Below are 17,046 nucleotides of genomic sequence, written 5' to 3' on the forward strand. Positions count from 1 at the left end.
GAATCGGGCCGGACGAGGGCTGGGCTCCGTTCGGACGGAGAATTGCGCGGCGTGTCGGCCGAGGACTCCGTCCGGACGGAAAGGATGAGCGCGGGGCTACTTCACCCGGAGGCCGTCGAGGGCGACGGTGAGGACGTCGGCGGCGAGCTGGTCGGCGTCCTCCTGGCCGCCGGGGCGGTACCACTCGGCGATCGAGTTGATCATGCCGAAGAGCAGCCGGGAGACGATGCCGGGGTCGAGGTCGGCGCGCAAAGAGCCTGCGTCCCGCGCCTCCACCACGAGGGAGGCGACGGCACGGTCGAAGGCCCGGCGTCTGGACAGGGCGGCGCGCTCCACCTCGGTGTTGCCGCGCACGCGCAGCAGGAGGGTCACGTACGGCAGCTTGTCCACGAGCACGCGCACCGCACCGCGCAGCACGTGGGCGAGGCGGTCCGCTGCGTCTCCCGTCGTCGCGCCGCGCTCCGTGAGGACACCCTCCAGGCTGTCGAGGGCTTCGCCGAGCGCGAGCTCCAGCAGTTCGTCCTTGGACGAGACGTGGTGGTAGATGGCCGACTTGGAGAGGCCGAGGCGTTCGGCGAGCATCCCGATGGAGGTGGCGTCGTAGCCGTGCTCGTTGAAGGCCGCGACCGAGACTTCGAGGATGCCGCGCTGGTCGTAGCCGGGGCGCCCCCGTCGGATCTCGGTCTCAGTCATAGCCCCTCAAGTCTGGCATGGCGCCCGGGCGCCGCGCCTACCGCAGGTCGAACAGCCGCTGCTGCTTGCCTGCGCTCGGCTCCAGGCTGCCCGGCTCCTCGCGCGCGACGTTCACCGTCACGCCGATGCGTTCCTTCACCCGCTGCACCAGCAGCGCGCACGCCCTGTTCGCCGCATCCACGCCGGCCCCCGGACGGGACTCGATGCGCACGGTCAGCACATCCAGGGTCGCCGGGCGGGTCAGTTCGAGGACGAAGTGCGGCGAGAGGTCGTCGATGCCGAGCACCAGCTCTTCGATCTGCGTCGGGAACAGGTTCACGCCGCGCAGGATGATCATGTCGTCGTCACGGCCCGTCACCTTCTCGATGCGGCGCATCCCCGGCCTGGCTGTTCCCGGCAGCAGCCGGGTGAGGTCGCGGGTGCGGTAGCGCAGCACGGGGAAGCCCTCCTTGGTGAGGCTCGTGAACACCAGCTCGCCCGGGCTGCCGTCCGGGAGGACGGCACCGGACTCCGGGTCGACCACCTCGGGCAGGAAGTGGTCCTCCCAGATGTGCGGGCCGTCCTTCGACTCCAGGCACTCGCTGCCCACGCCCGGCCCCATCACTTCGCTGAGCCCGTAGATGTCGAGGGCGTCGATGCCGAGCCTGTCCTCCAGTTCCAGGCGCATCGCGTTCGTCCACGGCTCCGCGCCGAGCACGGCGGCGCGCAGGCTGGTGGAGCGCGGGTCGATGCCCGCCTCCACCATCGCGTCGGCGATCGTGAGCAGATAGCTCGGCGTGCACAGGATCACGTCCGGCTCGAAGTCCTGGATGAGCTGCACCTGCTTGGCGGTCTGCCCTCCGGACATCGGGATGACCGTCGCACCGAGCTTCTCGATGCCCGCGTGGGCGCCCAGACCGCCCGTGAACAGGCCGTAACCGTATGCGTTGTGCACGCGCATCCCCGGCCGCACCCCCGCCGCGCGCAGTGAGCGGGCGACGAGCGACGCCCAGCGGTCGAGGTCGCCTGCGGTGTAGCCGACGACGGTCGGGCGCCCGGTGGTGCCGGAGGAGCAGTGGATGCGCGCGATGCGCTCCATCGGCACGGCGAACATCCCGAACGGGTACGTCTGCCGCAGGTCCTCCTTGGTGGTGAACGGCAGCAGGGCCACGTCGTCGAGCGTGCGGATGTCGTCCGGCCGCACGCCGGCCGCATCCAGTTTGGCCGTGTAGAGCGGCACGTTGTCGTATGCGTGGCGCACGGTCCACTGCAGGCGTTCGAGCTGCAGGGCGCGGAGCGCGTCCGGGTCGAGGCGTTCCTCCTCATCGAGCTCTTCCGCCGCCGGCGGGTGGAATCCTGGCTTGCTCGGTGTCGTCGTCGACATCGGGACCTCCGTTGGTGCTGTGGTGCTGGTGGAGAACGGTCTGGGTGAGGCTAGACGGTGCGTGCGGTGGTGTGGCTGCGTCCCCGGAACTCGGCGACGGGTTCGCCGTCGTCGTCTGTCACGCTCACGTCGTAGAGGCCGGTTCGGCCGCTGCGCGCTCGCACGCGCGCCGTCGCGGTGAGGGTCTGCCCCGCCGTGGTCGGCTTGAGGAAGACGATGTCGGCTCCGGAGGCGAGGGTCACCCGCTCATCCTCGTTGCAGGCGATTGCGAACGCCGTGTCGGCGAGGGAGAACACGAAGCCGCCGTGGGTGACGTCGAAGCCGTTCAGCATGTCGTCGCGGATGAGCATCCGCACGGTGGCGCTGCCGGGTTCCGACTGCTCGACCACCATGCCGAGGGCGCGGGATGCGCGGTCGCGTTCCATCATCGCCTTGGCGGGCGCGTGCGTCATTCCGACCTCCTCGTCCCCGGCCCAGCCGCGTTTGCCGGACCGTGTTCCAGACTATATACTAACCGAACGATCAGTTAGTAATTCGGAAGGGTCGACGATGACCATCACGGCAGAGCCGCTCCCCCAGGAGCGCACACCGGAAGAGCTTCGCTTCGCCGAACTCCTCGACACCGACTCCCGCGTCGAGCCTCGCGACTGGATGCCGGACGACTACCGCAAGACCCTCATCCGGCAGATGTCGCAGCACGCGCACTCGGAGATCATCGGGATGCAGCCGGAGGCCAACTGGATCACCAGGGCCCCGAGCCTCAAGCGCAAGGCCATCCTGATGGCGAAGGTGCAGGACGAGGCCGGTCACGGCCTCTACCTCTACTCCGCCACGCAGACCCTCGGCATAACCCGCGACGAGATGACGGAGCAGTTGATCGCCGGCAAGGCGCGGTACTCCTCGATCTTCAACTACCCCACCCTGAGCTGGGCGGACATGGGCGCTATCGGCTGGCTGGTCGACGGCGCGGCGATCTGCAACCAGGTGCCGCTGTGCCGCGCGTCGTACGCGCCGTACGGCCGCGCGATGGTGCGCATCTGCAAAGAGGAGTCGTTCCACCAGAGGCAGGGCTTCGAGATCCTGCTCACGCTGATGCGCGGCACGGCGGAGCAGCGCGAGATGGCCCAGGATGCGGTGAACCGCTGGTACTGGCCGTCGCTGATGATGTTCGGCCCGCCGGACGACGACTCCCCCAACTCCGCCCGTTCGATGGCGTGGAAGATCAAGCGCTTCTCCAACGACGACCTGCGCCAGCGGTTCGTCGGGATGCTCGTGCCGCAGGCCGAGGTGCTGGGCGCCACACTCCCCGACCCCGACCTGCGCTGGAACGAGGAACGCCAGGCGTACGACCTCGGCCCGATCGACTGGACGGAGTTCCAGGAGGTTCTCGCCGGTCGCGGGCCGTGCAACGCGCAGCGGATGGCGCGCCGTCGCGAAGCCCACGAGGACGGACGCTGGGTGCGCGAGGCCGCCGCCGCGTACGCCGCAAAACAGACCGGCGCAGCGCCGACCGACGCCGCGCATCCCGGACAGGTGGGCGCCTGATGGCCGCCCCCGGCACCCCTGACGCAGGGCACGCAGAGGTCTGGCCGCTCTGGGAGGTCTTCGTGCGCTCCAGCCGCGGGCTCAGCCATGTGCACGTCGGCTCCCTGCACGCGCCGGACGAGACGATGGCCGTGCGCAACGCCCGCGATCTCTACACCCGCCGAAGCGAAGGCGTCTCGATCTGGGTGGTCCCGTCCGACGCGATCACCGCTAGCGACCCGGATGCGAAGGGCGCGTTCTTCGAGTCGCCGGCGGGGAAGAACTACCGGCACGCCACCTATTACACCGAGAGCGAGGGGGTGAAGCACCTGTGACGGAGCCGACCACCCCGCCGACCGCCGAGCTGCCCATCGAGCCGGAGCACGGCCACATCGAGCTCTCCGCCGTCACCCTCGACAGCGAATTCATCGCGGGTGACGAACTCGCCGACCCTGACACCGCCGAATACGCCATGCGGCTTGGCGACGACGACCTCGTGCTCTCTCAGCGCCTCGGCTCCTGGATCTCCCGCGCACCGGAACTGGAGGAGGACGTCGCGCTCGGCAACATCGCGCTCGACCTGCTCGGGCACGCGCGCTCCCTCCTGCGCTACGCGGGAACCGCATCCGGCCGGTCGGAGGACGACCTCGCGTACTGGCGCGACGAGCACGAGTTCCGCTCCGCGCACCTGATGGAGCAGCCGAACGGCGACTTCGCGCACACCATCGTGCGGCAGTTCGCCGTCTCGCACTACCTCTTCGAACTGTATGAGCGGCTGCGCGCCTCCGCCGACCCGACGCTCGCCGCCATCGCGGCGAAGGCGGTCAAGGAGGTCGACTACCACCGCGACCACGCCGACCAGTGGATGCTCCGCCTCGCGCTCGGCACAGACGAGTCGCGCCGCCGCACCGTCACCGCCCTGTCCGACCTGTGGCCGTACGTCGACGAGCTGTTCACCGACGACGAGCTGTTCGACCGGCTCGAAGACGTCGCGCCGCGTCCGTCGTCGCTGCGTCCGGCCTTCGACGCGAGCATCCGCCCGGTGCTCGCCGAGACCGGACTGGAACTGCCGGCCGTGTTCACCGCCTCGGGCGGCGGGAGGCACGGACGGCACTCGGAGCACCTGGGTCCGATGCTCGCCGAGATGCAGGTGCTCGCCAGGCAGTTCCCCGGAGCCACCTGGTGAGCGGCCACTTCGCCGAGGCGGACACCGCCTGGAACGTGGCGGCCGCCGTCGTGGACCCCGAGGTGCCCGTGCTCACAATCGACGACCTCGGTGTGCTGCGCGAGGTCACCGTCACCGACGACGGCGTGCACGTCGTCGTCACCCCGACGTACAGCGGATGCCCCGCGATGGAGACGATCCGCGCCGACGTGGTGCAGGCGCTCACGGCAGCAGGGTTCGGGCCGGTCACGGTGCGCCTCGCCCTCTCCCCCGCCTGGACCACCGACTGGATCAGCGACAAGGGCAAGGCTGCACTCGCGGCGTTCGGGATCGCGCCACCGACGGGAGCCGCCGCGGCCGGATCGGCGCGGGCGACCGGGCCGGTGCGCATCCAGATGGCCGTGAAGTGCCCGAACTGCCAGTCGCTCGACACCCGCGAGCTCTCGCACTTCGGCTCGACGTCGTGCAAGGCCCTCTACGAGTGCAGCGCGTGCGGGGAGCCGTTCGACTACTTCAAGGTGCTGTGATGGCGCGCGCACGATTCCACACGCTCGCGGTCGCGGAGGTGCGGCCGCTCACCGCGGCCAGTGTCGAGGTGACGTTCGCGGTGCCGGAGGCGCTGCGCGGCGAGTACGACTACCAGCCGGGGCAGCACGTCGCTCTCCGCGCGACCGTGTCCGGGCGCGAGCTGCGCCGCAGCTACTCGATCTGCAGGCCACCGCAGCGCCCGGCGGAGGGTCGAGCAGGCAGCATCAGCGTCGCGATCAAGCGCGACCTCGGCGGCGCGTTCTCCACGTGGGCGACCAGCGAGCTCAAGCCGGGCGACCTGATCGACGTGATGAGCCCGCAGGGCACGTTCACCACCGACCTCGGCAGCCTCGACGGCAAACACATCGTCGGGATCGCCGCGGGCTCCGGCATCACACCGCTGATGTCGCTCGCGCACAGCATCCTGTCGGCGTCCGACACCTCGCAGTTCACCCTCGTCTACACGAACAGGACGGCGATCGACGTCATGTTCCTGGAAGAACTGGCCGACCTGAAAGACCGCTACCCGTCTCGGCTGGCACTCCACCACGTGCTCTCCCGGGAGCAGCGCTCGGCACCGCTGCTGTCCGGCCGGATCGACGAGGAGCGGTTCCGCCGGATGCTCGACGTGCTCATCCCCCCTGCCACAGTGGACGAGTGGTTCCTCTGCGGGCCGTTCGAGCTGGTGCAGCTCTGCCGGGATGTGCTGGAGTCGGTCGGCGTCGACCGCTCGCACCTCCGATTCGAACTGTTCACCACCGGCGAGCCAGGGCAGGTCACCGGCGACGCCGGCCACCCCGTCGTCGCTCGCGAGGGCGACAAGACCGTGCAGATCGAGTTCACGCTCGACGGTCAGACCTCGACGGTGGACACCCGCGTGGATGCGAACGAGTCGGTGTTGAACGCCGCCCTCCGAGTGCGGCCCGACGTGCCGTTCGCCTGCGCAGGCGGTGTCTGCGGCACCTGCAGAGCACGGCTCGTCACCGGCGACGTGCGCATGACGGAGAACTACGCCCTCGAACCGGAGGAACTGGAGCGCGGCTACGTGCTCACCTGCCAATCGCATCCACTGACAGACCGCGTCGTCGTGAACTACGACGTGTGAGGGGGAACAGATGATCGACCTCGCCATCGCAGACGGGATCGCCAGGGTCACCCTGGACGCGCCCGCCACGCTGAACGCGCTCGACGAGACCGGCCTGCGCGAGCTGGCGTCCGCGTACGAGGCGGCCGAGGCCGCGGGAGTGCGCGCTCTCGTCCTCACCGGCGTCGGGCGGGCGTTCTGCGCCGGGCGCGACATCGCGGGCGTCGACCCGGCGACCGACGACGTCAGCGGCTACCTCGACGGGCTGGTCACCCCGCTGCTGCGCCGGATGAGCGCCTTCCCCGCGCCGACCTTCGCTGCGGCGCAGGGCGCATCGCTGGGCGTCGGGCTCGGGCTGCTGCTGGCGACGGACGTGGTCTACGTGGCGGAGGACGCGAAGATCGGCTCGCCGTTCGCGGCCCTCGGGGCGCTGCTCGACTCGGGAGGGCACTCGCTGTTCGTGTCGCGGCTCGGTGCGCACAAGGCGCTCGAGCTGATCTACACCGGGCGGCTGATGAGCGGTACGGAAGCGGTCGCCTCCGGGCTGTTCAGCCGGGCGCTGCCCGCGGACGAGCTGCAGCAGGCGGTGGATGCGGCCGCCGCGACCGCCGCGACCGGCGCCACCGCGGCGCTGCTGGCGAGCAAACGGATCGTGGCGGCCATCCGCGACGGAGAGCTCGCCCTGTGGGATGCGGTGGCCGCCGAGAACCGCGCGCAGGCCGAACTGCGCGACACGGCGGACTACCGCGAAGGGTTCGCGGCGTTCCAGCAGAAGCGGAAGCCGGAGTTCCGCGGCGAGTGAGGCGGGTGATGTGCGGGTGACGTGCCGGTGATACCGCCGTCCATGTTTCTTTACGCCAGGTTTCGGCCGGTGTGCGGTCGGGGACGGTCGTCCCGCATCCTGGCTTCATGACCCGTCAGATCCGATTCAACGCCTTCGATATGAATTGCGTCGCCCACCAGTCCTCCGGCATGTGGCGACACCCGGACGACCAGGCCTGGCGCTACAAGGACCTCACATACTGGACCGAGCTGGCCAAGCTGCTCGAGCGCGGCGCGTTCGATGGCATCTTCATCGCGGATGTGCTGGGCACCTACGACGTGTACGGCGGGTCGAACGAGGCCGCCATCCGCCACGGCGCCCAGGTGCCCGTGAATGACCCCGTGCTGCTGGTGTCCGCGATGGCGCTCGTCACCGAGCACCTCGGGTTCGGGATCACGGCAGGGACGGCGTACGAGCATCCATACCCGTTCGCGCGCCGCATGTCGACGCTCGACCACCTGACCAACGGCCGGATCGGCTGGAACGTTGTCACCGGGTACCTGCCGTCCGCCGCGCGCAACATGGGCCACGAGGACCAGCTCCAGCACGACGACCGCTACGACCAGGCCGACGAATACCTCGAAGTGCTCTACAAGCTCTGGGAGGGGTCGTGGGAGGACGACGCCGTCGTCCGCGACCGCGAGACGGGCGTGTTCACCGACCCGTCGAAGGTGCACGAGATCGGGCACCACGGCAAGCACTACACGGTGCCGGGCATCCACCTGTCGGAGCCGAGCACCCAGCGCACGCCGGTGATCTACCAGGCGGGCGCATCCAGTCGCGGCATCGGCTTCGCGGCGGAGAACGCGGAGGCCATCTTCGTCGCCGCCTCCACCAAGGAGGGGCTGAAGGCGACAGTCGCCAAGCTGCGGGATGCGCTCGAAGCGGCCGGGCGCGACCGGTACGCCGCGCGCATCTACACGCTGCTCACGATCATCACCGACGAGACCAGCGAGAAGGCGCAGGCGAAGTACGAGGACTACCTGACGTACGCATCGCCGGAGGGTGCGCTGGTGTTCATGTCCGGGTGGATGGGCGTCGACCTGTCGACCTACGACCTCGACGAGCCGATCGGGAACGTGCAGAGCAACGCCATCCAGTCGGCGGTCGCCAACTACCAGCGCGCCAACGAGGACGGCAGCGAGTGGACGGTGCGCGACATCGGCCGTCTCGGCGCGATCGGCGGCCTCGGCCCGTTCATCGTCGGCTCAGGTTCGGAGATCGCCTACCAGTTGCAGGAGTGGGTGGAGGACACCGACGTCGACGGCTTCAACCTGGCGTACGCGATCACTCCGGGGACCTTCGAGGACGTGGTGGAGTTCGTCATCCCCGAGCTGCGCAAGCGCGGCGCATACCCGGAGGAGTACGTGGAGGGCAGCCTGCGCCACAAGCTGCACGGGGCAGGCGACCGGCTGCCGGAGAACCACCGCGGCGCCGGCTACCGCATCGTTGCTCAGGCTACGACTCAGCAGTAGAATCCCCAGTCTGTCTACCGCCAGGAGCCCGGCAGCAGGACAATCGCCGCAAGGCGGCACAGGGCTTCGATGCGCCGACCCCACGTGGCGCCGGACGCGCGGGTAACGCTCCGGCGCCGCGGTGTGGGCGCGCGGCCCGGCAGGAGTCCCAGCACGACACGCCGCTGGGGGCTCCGTCCGGAAGGAGAACCCGGCTGGATGCGCGGAGAACTCCTGCGCAGCGGGAGCGGGGTTGCCGGGGGCGCGGTGGTGGGGGCGGTGTGGGCGGCTCGATTGGTCCGCAGGAGAAACCCTGTGGATGCGGCGCGAACTCCGTTCGGACGGAGGGTTCGGCGGCGTGTCGCTCGAAATCTCCGTCGCGACGGAGAACGGCGTCAGCCGATGGCGGGCGTCGGGGAAGTCGGCGTAGGGGCAGTTGGCGTCGGGGCAGTTGGAGTTGGGGCGGTCGGCGTCGGGGCCTGCGGGTGCAGGTGCTTCGTGTACGACGCGAGCAGCAGCACCGCGGACAGGGCCGCGAGCACGACGAGGGCGATGAAGAGGCCGATCGTGCTGAGCGGGGGCGTCAGGGCCGCCATGATCGTCGGGACCAGGAACCCGGCGTACGCGACCGCGTAGAACATCCCGGTCAGCCCGGCGAGGTCGCGCGGACTCGCGATGCGCTGCACCTCCAGCAGGCCGGACACCAGGGCGACTCCCATCCCCGCCCCGAGGACGACGCTGGCAGCACCGCCCAGCCACAGCGACCCCCAGGCGACTGCTCCGGTGAGCACGACCAGCCCCACCGCGATCACCACGAGCGCCGCAACGAGACCGCGTGCGCTCGAGACCGAGTGCAGGCGCTTCGCGAGCGGCTGGACCAGAGACGCGACACCGAGCGCCACCACCGTGAGCAGCGTCGCGTAGCCGAGCCCCCAGTCGCCGGTCTGCTTCGCCAGCAGCACGGGGAGGTAGCCGTACGCGAGCGCCGCCGCGGCGAAGATCCACGGCGCGGCGACGACCACCACCCTGGTGAAGCGTTTGTGCCCGGCGCCCGGGATGCGAAGCCGAGCGAGCAGAGGACCGCGCTCCCCTCCGGCTGTCGCCGTCTCCGGCGCGCGCAGCACCAGCCACGCGAACGGCAGGGTCAGCAGGATGTGCACGGCGAACGGCAGCTCCTCGCCGAGCGCGGTGAACTGGGCGATCCCGCCCGCGACCAGCGCGCCGGTGGCCGAGCCGAGCGTGAACGCGAGCGAGGAGCGCCGCGCTCCGGCAGCAGCATCCACACCGGGTTCGTAGCGCGGGGAGGAGAGCTCCTTCATCCAGCTCGTTCCCACGGCCATCGCGATGCCGACCGTGATGCCCGACAGCAGCCTGCCGACGTAGATCGGCACCGGCCCGAACGTGCCGAGAGCGAGACTCGCACTCGCCAGCACGGCGGTGAGCACCCCGGCGAGCATCAGCGGACGCCGCCCGTGCCGGTCGGACAGCGGACCGGCGACGAGGAGCGCGGGAGCGAGACCGAGCACGTAGACGCCGAGGAACATGTTGACGGTCAGCTCGGAGTAGTGCTGCACGTCCTTGTACATCAGCAGCAACGGGCTGAACTGATTGCCGCACCAGGAGCAGAAGAACATCAGCGCGAAGACGATACGCCACGGCGGGCGCGTGGTGGGTCGGCTCACAGGGCGCCCTGGTTCCTGGCGATGTGCGCACGCAGGCGCTCCTCGAACGCCGTCCCGCCCCTGCGCTGCGCCGCGCCGCCGTCGTTGTCGCCGTCGTTCTCGGCATCGTTCTCCACGTCGTTCCGCACATCGCTGCCGTCCCGGAGCGCGGCGAACAGGGCCTCGTGATCCGCGAGCGAGTCGCCGAGGGTGCCGGGCCGCACCCGGAACAACTGGTGCCGGATGCGCTGCTGCCTGTCTCTGAGCATCCCGAAGAAGTGCACGGCGAGGTCGTTCCCCGACGCCTCGACGATCGCCGCGTGGAACCACTGGTCGGCCTCCACGAAGCGTTCGACGTCGTCTGCCGCGATGGCAGCGCGCTGCTCGGCGAGCGCGTCGTCGAGGGCGGTGATGAGCGCGTCGTCCGGGCCGCCCGCATCCAGCACCCGGCGGGCGGCGCTCGCCTCGATGGCCTCGCGCAGGTCGAGGACGTTCTGCGCCTCCCTGGGCGACATCGGCGTCACGATCGCGCCGCGGCGCGTCTCCAGCGTGAGCAGCCCTTCGGCGGCGAGACGCAGGAACGCCTCGTGCACCGGGGTGCGGCTCACGCCGAGTTCCGCGCCGACCTGCGCCTCGCTGAGCAGGGCGCCGCCGGGGGCCGTTCCACTCAGGATGAGACGTTTGGTGGTGGCGTACGCAAGCTCTGCCGCGGGGATCATGCGGCCAGTCTACGCTCTTGTATGCAAGCTTGCGTGCAAGACGGAGAATCGTGCGTCTGTGGCCAGGCGTTCCCCGCCGCCGGACCTCAGCCGACGCGGGTCGAGAGCAGCCTGCGCACCGCGGCGAGCGGGATCGGCACCCACGACGGCCGGTGCCGTGCCTCATAGGTGACCTCGTACACGGCCTTGTCGAGCTCGAAGGCGTCGAGCAGCCGCTGATGGTCGGCCACCGCGGCTCCCGCCACGGACGCATACCCCTCGAGGTACGCCTGCCTGGCCCTCGCCGCCCACGCACTCACGTCGATCGGCGGCTCCCGACGCGCGAGAGACCCTGCGACGTAGTCGAACGAGCGCAGCATCCCCGCCACATCCCGCATCGTCGCATCCGGGATCGCGCGCTCGGACAGCGGCCGCAGCGGCTCCCCCTCGAAGTCGATGAACTGCCAGCCGCGCTCCGGCGAGTACAGCACCTGCCCGAGGTGCAGGTCGCCGTGGATGCGCTGCAACAGGGGATGCGGTTCCTCCGCCGCCACCTCGTAGACCGCCGCGATCCCCGCCCGCAGCTCGGCCACCTCCGGCACCTCGCTGGAGGTGATCGTGAGGCGCTGGAACATCCCGTCGAGGGCCAGGGCGACATCGTCGCGCGTCGCCTGCTTGGTCGGCAGCGCCTCCGCCAACGACAGGTGCAGCTCGGCCGTTCCCGCGCCGAGCTCCCTGGCACGGTCGGCGAAGTCCTCCCCGCGCTCCGCCGCGCTCACCGCGAGCTCCCAGCCGTCCTCCGCGCCGCTCAGGAAGTCCTGCACCAACGCCAGCTCGCCGGATGCGCGGCCTCCGCCAGCGGGCGCCGGCCAGCTTCCGGTGAGCCAGCCGAGCAGCGCCGGGGTGCGCAGCGACCCGCCCGCGGTGAGCGCCGCGAGGGTGGACACGTCCGGGTTCTCGCCGTCCTGTACCACCCGGAAGACTTTGATCAGCGCGAGCCTGCCCCCGACGAGCTCGCCGACGATCGACGTGTTCGACTGCTCGCCGGTGAGCTTGCGCGACGACTGCACGGCGATGGGTGCGCCGAGCGTGTGCCCCTGCGCGGCCGCATCCCTGCCGTCGACGCCGAGCGCGCCGTCCATCAGGCCGACGAGTGCCGTGACGTACGCCTCGTCGTCCGGGCCGTCGTACAGATAGCGGCCACCGGCCTCGCAGATGAGCGCCGCAGGGTCGCCGTCCGCGTTGGGCCTGGCGACGACGGGCACCTGGTACACCCGAGGGGTGCGCGGCGCGTCGTCGGCGAAGAAGTGCGTGACGATACGGACGTCGTCGTCCGCCCGTCCGGTCTCGAAGGACGCGAGCAGCCGCAGCCGCGGTTCGACGCTCTTGGTCGAGTACCAGCGCTGGCGCCGCATCCATGACCCGACGAGCTCGGTGAGTTCGGTCATGTGTGCACCGTACGCCCGCGAGACGGAAATCGGCCAGAGCACCCTGGGAACACAGAGGAACGCGCGTCGCGCTGCCAGGGTCGGCGCGTCCGGCGCGTTCGGGCCGGTGGGTCCGGCGCGTTCGGGCCGGTGCGTCCGGCGCGTTCGGGCCGGTGCGTCTGTCAGCGCGTTCCGAGCGTCACGCCTCGCGCTGCCATGAACGGCAGCGGGTCGATCTGCACGCCGTTCACGCGCACCTCGAAGTGCAGGTGGCACCCGGTGGATGCGCCCGTGCTGCCGACCAGCGCGATCGGCTGCCCGGCCTGCACCGTCTCGCCGACGGTCACGCCGATCCCGCCGTCGACGATGTGGCCGTACGCCGTCGCGACGCCGCCGCCGTGGTCGATCATCACGAAGTTGCCGTACGACCCGTTCGGTCCCGCCGCCACGACGGTCCCCGCAGCCGCGGCGACGATGGTGGAGCGGCATCCTGCGCCGATGTCGTCACCGGGGTGGAAGAGCGCGGTGCCAGCCGGGCGCGAGGGACGCGGACCGAACAGGTCGGTGAGCGGCCCGTGCACGGGAAGCACCCAGCCGGACACGCCGGCCGGCACGTCCGCGAGCGCCTGCCAGCCGATGCCGGCCGCCTGCAGCGTCGGCAGCGACGCGAGCGCCGACTCCGCGGTGTCGACCGCCGTCTGCGCGTCGGCGACAGCCTGCTCGCTGCTATCGAGGTCGACGCCGTCCGCGGTCTGCTGTGCCTCCTCGGCCCTCCTGTGCAGCGCTGCCGCCTGCTCCGCGTCGCGCTTCGCGGCTGTCATCGCCGCTTCTCGGGATGCGGTCACCGAGCGGAACCGGTCGACGGCGCCGAGCTTGTCGAGCAGGTTGCCAGGGCTTTCGAGCGCGGCGGCCAGCGGATCCATCGTCAGCGACCTGGAGCCCTGCGACCGGATGAGGGCGGTCGCGAACGCTGCCGACTGCTGCGCCTGCTTCTTCGCGGACTTCGCCTGCGCTGCGAGCGTGTCGGCGGCGGCGACGGCCTGGTCCTTCTCGCGCTGCACGCCGATCGACTGCTGCGTGGCGTCGGCGAGGGTCTGCTGGGCGGCGGCGAGGTCGCTGGCGAGTTGCGCAGCCTGCTGCAGCTGCGACTGCGACTGGTCGAGCGTGACGCCGTTGTCGAAGACAGGTGAGGGTTCGAGCGGGATCTGGTCGGTGGGCGGCGGGGTGGTCGGTGGCGTGGCTGTGGGGGTCGGGGTCGGGGTGGGAGTGGGGGTCGGCGTTGGCGTAGGTGTGGGGGTCGGAGTGGGCGTGGGCGTCGGAGTGGGCGTGGGCGTTGGTGTCGGGGTCGGCGTCGGGGTCTCGGTCGGGCTCGGCGTCGGGGTCGGCGTCGCGTCGCCGTCTCCGGTGCCGCCCGGATCGGTCGACGGCGCATCCGTGGGGGTCGGTGTGGGAGTCGACACCGTGCATCCACTGTCGCCCTCTGCGCATCCAGCTCCGAAGGCCGCCTGCTGGGTTCCGAAGACCAGCGCGACGGCGACCACGGCGACGGCACAGGCTCTCCCAGCGCGGCGCGGGCGTTCGCGTCGTGACCACTGCTCGGAGCGTTCCAGCGCGTTTCGCATCGTCACGCGGGCGGCCGGTGGGACAGGCGCGCCCGTGCTCTGATGGTCTCACCCCGGCACCCACCGCACAAGGGTCCCCAAGCGGGGGCACGGGGAGTCGGATGCAGCTCACAGGGTCGGCACGCTACGGTGAAAGATTGTGACCGAAAGCACCACAGCCACCACGCGCCGCGGCGCTAGGAAGTCGACCTGGAAGACGCTCCTCAGGGATGTCGTCGTCATCTTCCTGGTCGCCGTTCTGGTGTCTTTCCTGGTCAAGACGTTCGTGGTCCGGTCGTTCTACATCCCGTCTGGCTCGATGGAGAACACGCTCCAGATCAACGACAGGATCATCGTCAACGAGTTCCAGCCCAAACTGTTCGGTCTGCAACGCGGAGACGTCGTGGTGTTCAAAGACCCGGGCGGCTGGCTCCCCGCTCCGGCGCCCAGCACCGCGAACCCGCTGCAGAAGGCGGTCGGGGCCGTCCTCGACTTCGTCGGCCTCGGCGCATCCGACAGTGATCAGCACCTGGTGAAGCGCGTCATCGGCCTGCCGGGCGACAGGATCACCTGCTGCAACGCCCTCGGCCAGATGAGCGTCAACGGCGTCCCGCTGAAGGAGCCGTACGTGCTGCTGCCCGCCGGTGTGCAGGCGGTGTCCGGCAAGCCGTTCGACGTGACCGTGCCCGCAGGCAAGATCTGGGTCATGGGAGACAACCGCTACTCCTCCGCAGACTCCCGCTACCACATGGACGACCCAGGAAAGGGCTTCGTGCCCCTGGACGACGTGGTCGGCCGCGCCTTCGTGGTGAGCTGGCCGCTCAGCCACTGGTCGTGGCTCAGCAACTACCCCGAGACGTTCGCAGGAACGGACAGGCAGAGCAGCGGGGGCTGAGGCTCCGGCCTACGACTCGGCTCTTCCCAGCCGCCAGTACCCCATGAAGGCGACGTGGCTGCGGTCGATTCCGCTGCCGGTCACGAGCATCCTGCGCAGTGTCTTGACGGTGGAGGACTCGCCCGCGATCCAGGCGTAGAAGCCGGTTCCCGCCTGCTCCGGGCTCTCCCACAGCGTCTCGACGTCGATGTCGACGTCGTCGAGTTCCTGCACCCTGGTGCTGGATGCGGCCGCTACGGTCTCCGGATGGGCGGCCAGCCACTGCTCGACGGCGGGGATCAGGCGGCTGCCGTTGTCCCCGCCAGCGCGGTCGAGCCAGGTGACCGTGCATCCGGCCGGGTGGTCGAGTGGGAGGCCGTCCCGCGCGTCAGGGACCTCGATGTACGCGTGGGCGCGGCGCCCGGCCGGGAGCGACTCGAGGATCGCGGAGATGGCGGGCGCGGCGGTCTCGTCGCCGACCAGCAGCAGATCGCTCGCCTCGCCGGGACGCCAATCGATGCCCGTTCCGCAGTGGATGCTTCTGGCGTCGGGGCCGACGACGACCACCTCCGCGCCGGGCGCGGCGGCCGCGAGCCACTGTGCGGCCGGCCCGCCGTCGCCGTGGGACACGAAGTCGACGTCGAGGAGGCGCGCATCCTGGTCGATCGCGCGAACCGTGTATGTGCGGAACGGGTTGCGCTGTTCGTCGGGGAGTGCACGCCAGCGGTCGTACCAGTCGCCGGCGAGCATGGCCTCTTCGCTGTCCATCCCGAGATCGGAGATGCTGCCGTCCGGCAGGGGGAAGACGATCTTGATGCGCTGGTCGAGGCAGTCGGTGCCGAACGTGTCGAAGGCGTCGGATGCGAAGGTGACCCTGACGAAGCTCGGGCTCAGCGGTCGCACGGCGACGACGGTCGCGCGGTACGGGCGGTAGCCGGGGCGGTCGGTCTTCTCGCGTTCGAGCAGCGGCACTGGTCGCCTTCCTGATCGGGTCGTTGGGCTGGTCGGTGACTAAGGTAAGGCTACACTAAGTACCTTTCGGAACGGCTGGGACGAGCGCGGGCAGGCGAGCCACGGCGGACGACCGCATACGCTGGTCACCGTGGAGACCAACGGCAGCAGCAGGGCACCGGGCGTCCGCGACGTGGCCAGGGTCGCCGGGGTGTCCCGGCAGACCGTGTCGCGCGTGATGAACGAGCATCCGAGCATCCGCGACGAGACCAGGATGCGCGTGCTCGCCGCCATGGAAGAGCTGCACTTCCGCCCCAACAGGGCCGCCAGGATGCTCAGCACGGCGCGCTCGACCACCATCGGCATCCTCGCGTCGTCCGCCTCCACACTGTTCGGCCCGGCGAGCAGCATCGACGCCGTCGAGAACGCCGCCCGCGCGTCCGGCTACTTCGTGACGATCGCGCACGTCGCAGACACCTCGGCGGAGGAGGTCGCGGCGGCGCTCGACCATCTGGCAGCGCAGGCGGTGGACGGGATCGTGGTGGTCGCACCCGAGCGCCCGGTGGTGGATGCACTCCGCTCCGCCTCCGTCGGCGTCCCGTTCGTCACGCTGCACGGCTCGCAGGAGCCGGGCGGGGACGGCGTGTTCGTCGACCAGATCGCCGGCGCTCGGCTCGCCGTGCGGCACCTGCTCGACCTCGGCCACCGGCGCATCGCGCACCTCGCCGGACCGCCGGAGTGGGCGGAGGCCGCGGCCAGGCAGCGTGGATTCACCGCTGAGCTGGCCGCTGTCGGGCTGGACGGGATCGTGACAGCGCCAGGCGACTGGACGAGCGCATCCGGAGCCAGGATCGGCGCCGCCCTGCTGGCCGGGGAGGGCGGACGGGACGTGACCGCCGTGTTCTCCTCGAACGACCAGATGGCTCTCGGACTGCTGCACGCGCTGCGCACGGTGGGACGAAGGGTGCCGGAGGACGTGAGCGTCGTCGGCTTCGACGACATCCCGGAGGCGGCGTACTTCGCGCCGCCGCTGACCACGGTGCGCCAAGACTTCGCCGAGCTCGGCCGTCGCTGCGTCGCGCGGCTCCTCGCCGAGATCGACGCGCCCGCCGCCGCGCCCGCCCCCGCGGCCGCGGCCCCCGCCCCGATCGCGCCCACCCTCGTCCTCCGCGCCTCCACCTCCCCTCGCGCCTAGCCCGA

At 70.7% G+C, this 17,046-nt stretch carries 17 protein-coding genes; 9 read left to right on the forward strand and 8 right to left on the reverse strand.

Annotated features, from left to right (window positions below):
• Positions 1–96: 96 nt before the first annotated feature.
• The 3 genes from ACYVGI_RS00295 to paaI are packed head-to-tail and all read right to left on the reverse strand — an operon-like array spanning position 97 to position 2,508.
• Positions 97–693, reverse strand: coding sequence for a TetR/AcrR family transcriptional regulator (locus ACYVGI_RS00295; protein WP_460630693.1), 597 nt, complete (start codon positions 691–693; stop codon positions 97–99).
• A 37-nt stretch (positions 694–730) separates the two neighbouring features.
• The gene (gene paaK, locus ACYVGI_RS00300) at positions 731–2,056 is read right to left on the reverse strand and encodes a phenylacetate--CoA ligase PaaK (protein ID WP_460630694.1); all 1,326 of its coding nucleotides are present in this window, start codon (positions 2,054–2,056) and stop codon (positions 731–733) included.
• A 50-nt stretch (positions 2,057–2,106) separates the two neighbouring features.
• Positions 2,107–2,508: a hydroxyphenylacetyl-CoA thioesterase PaaI gene (gene paaI / locus ACYVGI_RS00305; RefSeq protein ID WP_460630695.1), complete on the reverse strand. Its 402-nt coding sequence runs from the start codon at positions 2,506–2,508 to the stop codon at positions 2,107–2,109.
• A 97-nt stretch (positions 2,509–2,605) separates the two neighbouring features.
• Here paaI and paaA point away from each other — a divergent pair, with 97 nt between their 5' ends.
• The 7 genes from paaA to ACYVGI_RS00340 all read left to right on the forward strand — a co-directional run bounded on the left by paaA (position 2,606) and on the right by ACYVGI_RS00340 (position 8,655).
• Complete coding sequence (gene paaA / locus ACYVGI_RS00310; protein WP_460630696.1) at positions 2,606–3,601, forward strand: 1,2-phenylacetyl-CoA epoxidase subunit PaaA; 996 nt, start codon at positions 2,606–2,608, stop codon at positions 3,599–3,601.
• Entirely contained in the window at positions 3,601–3,915 is a 315-nt protein-coding gene (gene paaB / locus ACYVGI_RS00315; RefSeq protein WP_460630697.1) for a 1,2-phenylacetyl-CoA epoxidase subunit PaaB, read from the forward strand. The genes paaA and paaB overlap by 1 nt, the downstream gene beginning before the upstream one ends.
• Positions 3,912–4,766, forward strand: coding sequence for a 1,2-phenylacetyl-CoA epoxidase subunit PaaC (gene paaC / locus ACYVGI_RS00320; protein WP_460630698.1), 855 nt, complete (start codon positions 3,912–3,914; stop codon positions 4,764–4,766). The genes paaB and paaC overlap by 4 nt, the downstream gene beginning before the upstream one ends.
• On the forward strand, positions 4,763–5,272 hold the full coding sequence (gene paaD / locus ACYVGI_RS00325; RefSeq protein WP_460630699.1) for a 1,2-phenylacetyl-CoA epoxidase subunit PaaD: 510 nt from the start codon (positions 4,763–4,765) through the stop codon (positions 5,270–5,272). Before paaC ends, paaD begins: the two co-directional genes overlap by 4 nt.
• Complete coding sequence (paaE, locus tag ACYVGI_RS00330) at positions 5,272–6,378, forward strand: 1,2-phenylacetyl-CoA epoxidase subunit PaaE (protein ID WP_460630700.1); 1,107 nt, start codon at positions 5,272–5,274, stop codon at positions 6,376–6,378. The genes paaD and paaE overlap by 1 nt, the downstream gene beginning before the upstream one ends.
• A 10-nt stretch (positions 6,379–6,388) precedes the next feature.
• Positions 6,389–7,159 carry an enoyl-CoA hydratase/isomerase family protein gene (locus ACYVGI_RS00335; RefSeq protein ID WP_460630701.1) on the forward strand — a complete coding sequence of 257 codons (771 nt, stop codon included), beginning with the start codon at positions 6,389–6,391 and terminating at the stop codon, positions 7,157–7,159.
• 107 nt (positions 7,160–7,266) lie between these two features.
• Positions 7,267–8,655, forward strand: coding sequence for an LLM class flavin-dependent oxidoreductase (locus ACYVGI_RS00340; RefSeq protein WP_460630702.1), 1,389 nt, complete (start codon positions 7,267–7,269; stop codon positions 8,653–8,655).
• A 374-nt stretch (positions 8,656–9,029) separates the two neighbouring features.
• Here ACYVGI_RS00340 and ACYVGI_RS00345 read toward each other — a convergent pair whose 3' ends face one another.
• From ACYVGI_RS00345 to ACYVGI_RS00360, 4 genes are all read right to left on the reverse strand, one after another.
• Positions 9,030–10,316 (reverse strand): MFS transporter, encoded by a 1,287-nt coding sequence (locus tag ACYVGI_RS00345; RefSeq protein WP_460630703.1) that lies wholly within the window; start codon positions 10,314–10,316, stop codon positions 9,030–9,032.
• On the reverse strand, positions 10,313–11,014 hold the full coding sequence (locus ACYVGI_RS00350) for a GntR family transcriptional regulator (RefSeq protein WP_460630704.1): 702 nt from the start codon (positions 11,012–11,014) through the stop codon (positions 10,313–10,315). Before ACYVGI_RS00350 ends, ACYVGI_RS00345 begins: the two co-directional genes overlap by 4 nt.
• Positions 11,015–11,100: 86 nt before the next feature.
• Positions 11,101–12,441: a maltokinase N-terminal cap-like domain-containing protein gene (locus ACYVGI_RS00355; protein ID WP_460630705.1), complete on the reverse strand. Its 1,341-nt coding sequence runs from the start codon at positions 12,439–12,441 to the stop codon at positions 11,101–11,103.
• Between the two features lie 161 nt (positions 12,442–12,602).
• On the reverse strand, positions 12,603–14,042 hold the full coding sequence (locus ACYVGI_RS00360) for a M23 family metallopeptidase (RefSeq protein WP_460631462.1): 1,440 nt from the start codon (positions 14,040–14,042) through the stop codon (positions 12,603–12,605).
• Positions 14,043–14,181: 139 nt separating this feature from the next.
• Between ACYVGI_RS00360 and lepB the strand changes: the two genes are divergently transcribed.
• Positions 14,182–14,916: a signal peptidase I gene (gene lepB, locus ACYVGI_RS00365; protein ID WP_460630706.1), complete on the forward strand. Its 735-nt coding sequence runs from the start codon at positions 14,182–14,184 to the stop codon at positions 14,914–14,916.
• Positions 14,917–14,925: 9 nt separating this feature from the next.
• On the opposite strand, the gene ACYVGI_RS00370 is transcribed toward lepB, so the two are convergent.
• Positions 14,926–15,867 carry a siderophore-interacting protein gene (locus ACYVGI_RS00370; protein ID WP_460630707.1) on the reverse strand — a complete coding sequence of 314 codons (942 nt, stop codon included), beginning with the start codon at positions 15,865–15,867 and terminating at the stop codon, positions 14,926–14,928.
• Positions 15,868–15,997: 130 nt separating this feature from the next.
• On the opposite strand from ACYVGI_RS00370, the gene ACYVGI_RS00375 reads away from it, so the two are divergent.
• Complete coding sequence (locus ACYVGI_RS00375) at positions 15,998–17,041, forward strand: LacI family DNA-binding transcriptional regulator (RefSeq protein WP_460630708.1); 1,044 nt, start codon at positions 15,998–16,000, stop codon at positions 17,039–17,041.
• Positions 17,042–17,046 lie beyond the last annotated feature (5 nt).

This window comes from Leifsonia lichenia (assembly GCF_054780215.1).

What these genes read in the sequence shown, in the direction of transcription:
- ACYVGI_RS00295 (WP_460630693.1), bottom strand. Translation starts at nt 693, where the DNA reads ATGACTGAGACCGAGATCCGACGGGGGCGCCCCGGCTACGACCAGCGC.
- paaK (WP_460630694.1), bottom strand. Translation starts at nt 2,056, where the DNA reads ATGTCGACGACGACACCGAGCAAGCCAGGATTCCACCCGCCGGCGGCG.
- paaI (WP_460630695.1), bottom strand. Translation starts at nt 2,508, where the DNA reads ATGACGCACGCGCCCGCCAAGGCGATGATGGAACGCGACCGCGCATCC.
- paaA (WP_460630696.1), top strand. Translation starts at nt 2,606, where the DNA reads ATGACCATCACGGCAGAGCCGCTCCCCCAGGAGCGCACACCGGAAGAG.
- paaB (WP_460630697.1), top strand. Translation starts at nt 3,601, where the DNA reads ATGGCCGCCCCCGGCACCCCTGACGCAGGGCACGCAGAGGTCTGGCCG.
- paaE (WP_460630700.1), top strand. Translation starts at nt 5,272, where the DNA reads ATGGCGCGCGCACGATTCCACACGCTCGCGGTCGCGGAGGTGCGGCCG.
- ACYVGI_RS00335 (WP_460630701.1), top strand. Translation starts at nt 6,389, where the DNA reads ATGATCGACCTCGCCATCGCAGACGGGATCGCCAGGGTCACCCTGGAC.
- ACYVGI_RS00340 (WP_460630702.1), top strand. Translation starts at nt 7,267, where the DNA reads ATGACCCGTCAGATCCGATTCAACGCCTTCGATATGAATTGCGTCGCC.
- ACYVGI_RS00350 (WP_460630704.1), bottom strand. Translation starts at nt 11,014, where the DNA reads ATGATCCCCGCGGCAGAGCTTGCGTACGCCACCACCAAACGTCTCATC.
- ACYVGI_RS00355 (WP_460630705.1), bottom strand. Translation starts at nt 12,441, where the DNA reads ATGACCGAACTCACCGAGCTCGTCGGGTCATGGATGCGGCGCCAGCGC.
- ACYVGI_RS00360 (WP_460631462.1), bottom strand. Translation starts at nt 14,042, where the DNA reads ATGCGAAACGCGCTGGAACGCTCCGAGCAGTGGTCACGACGCGAACGC.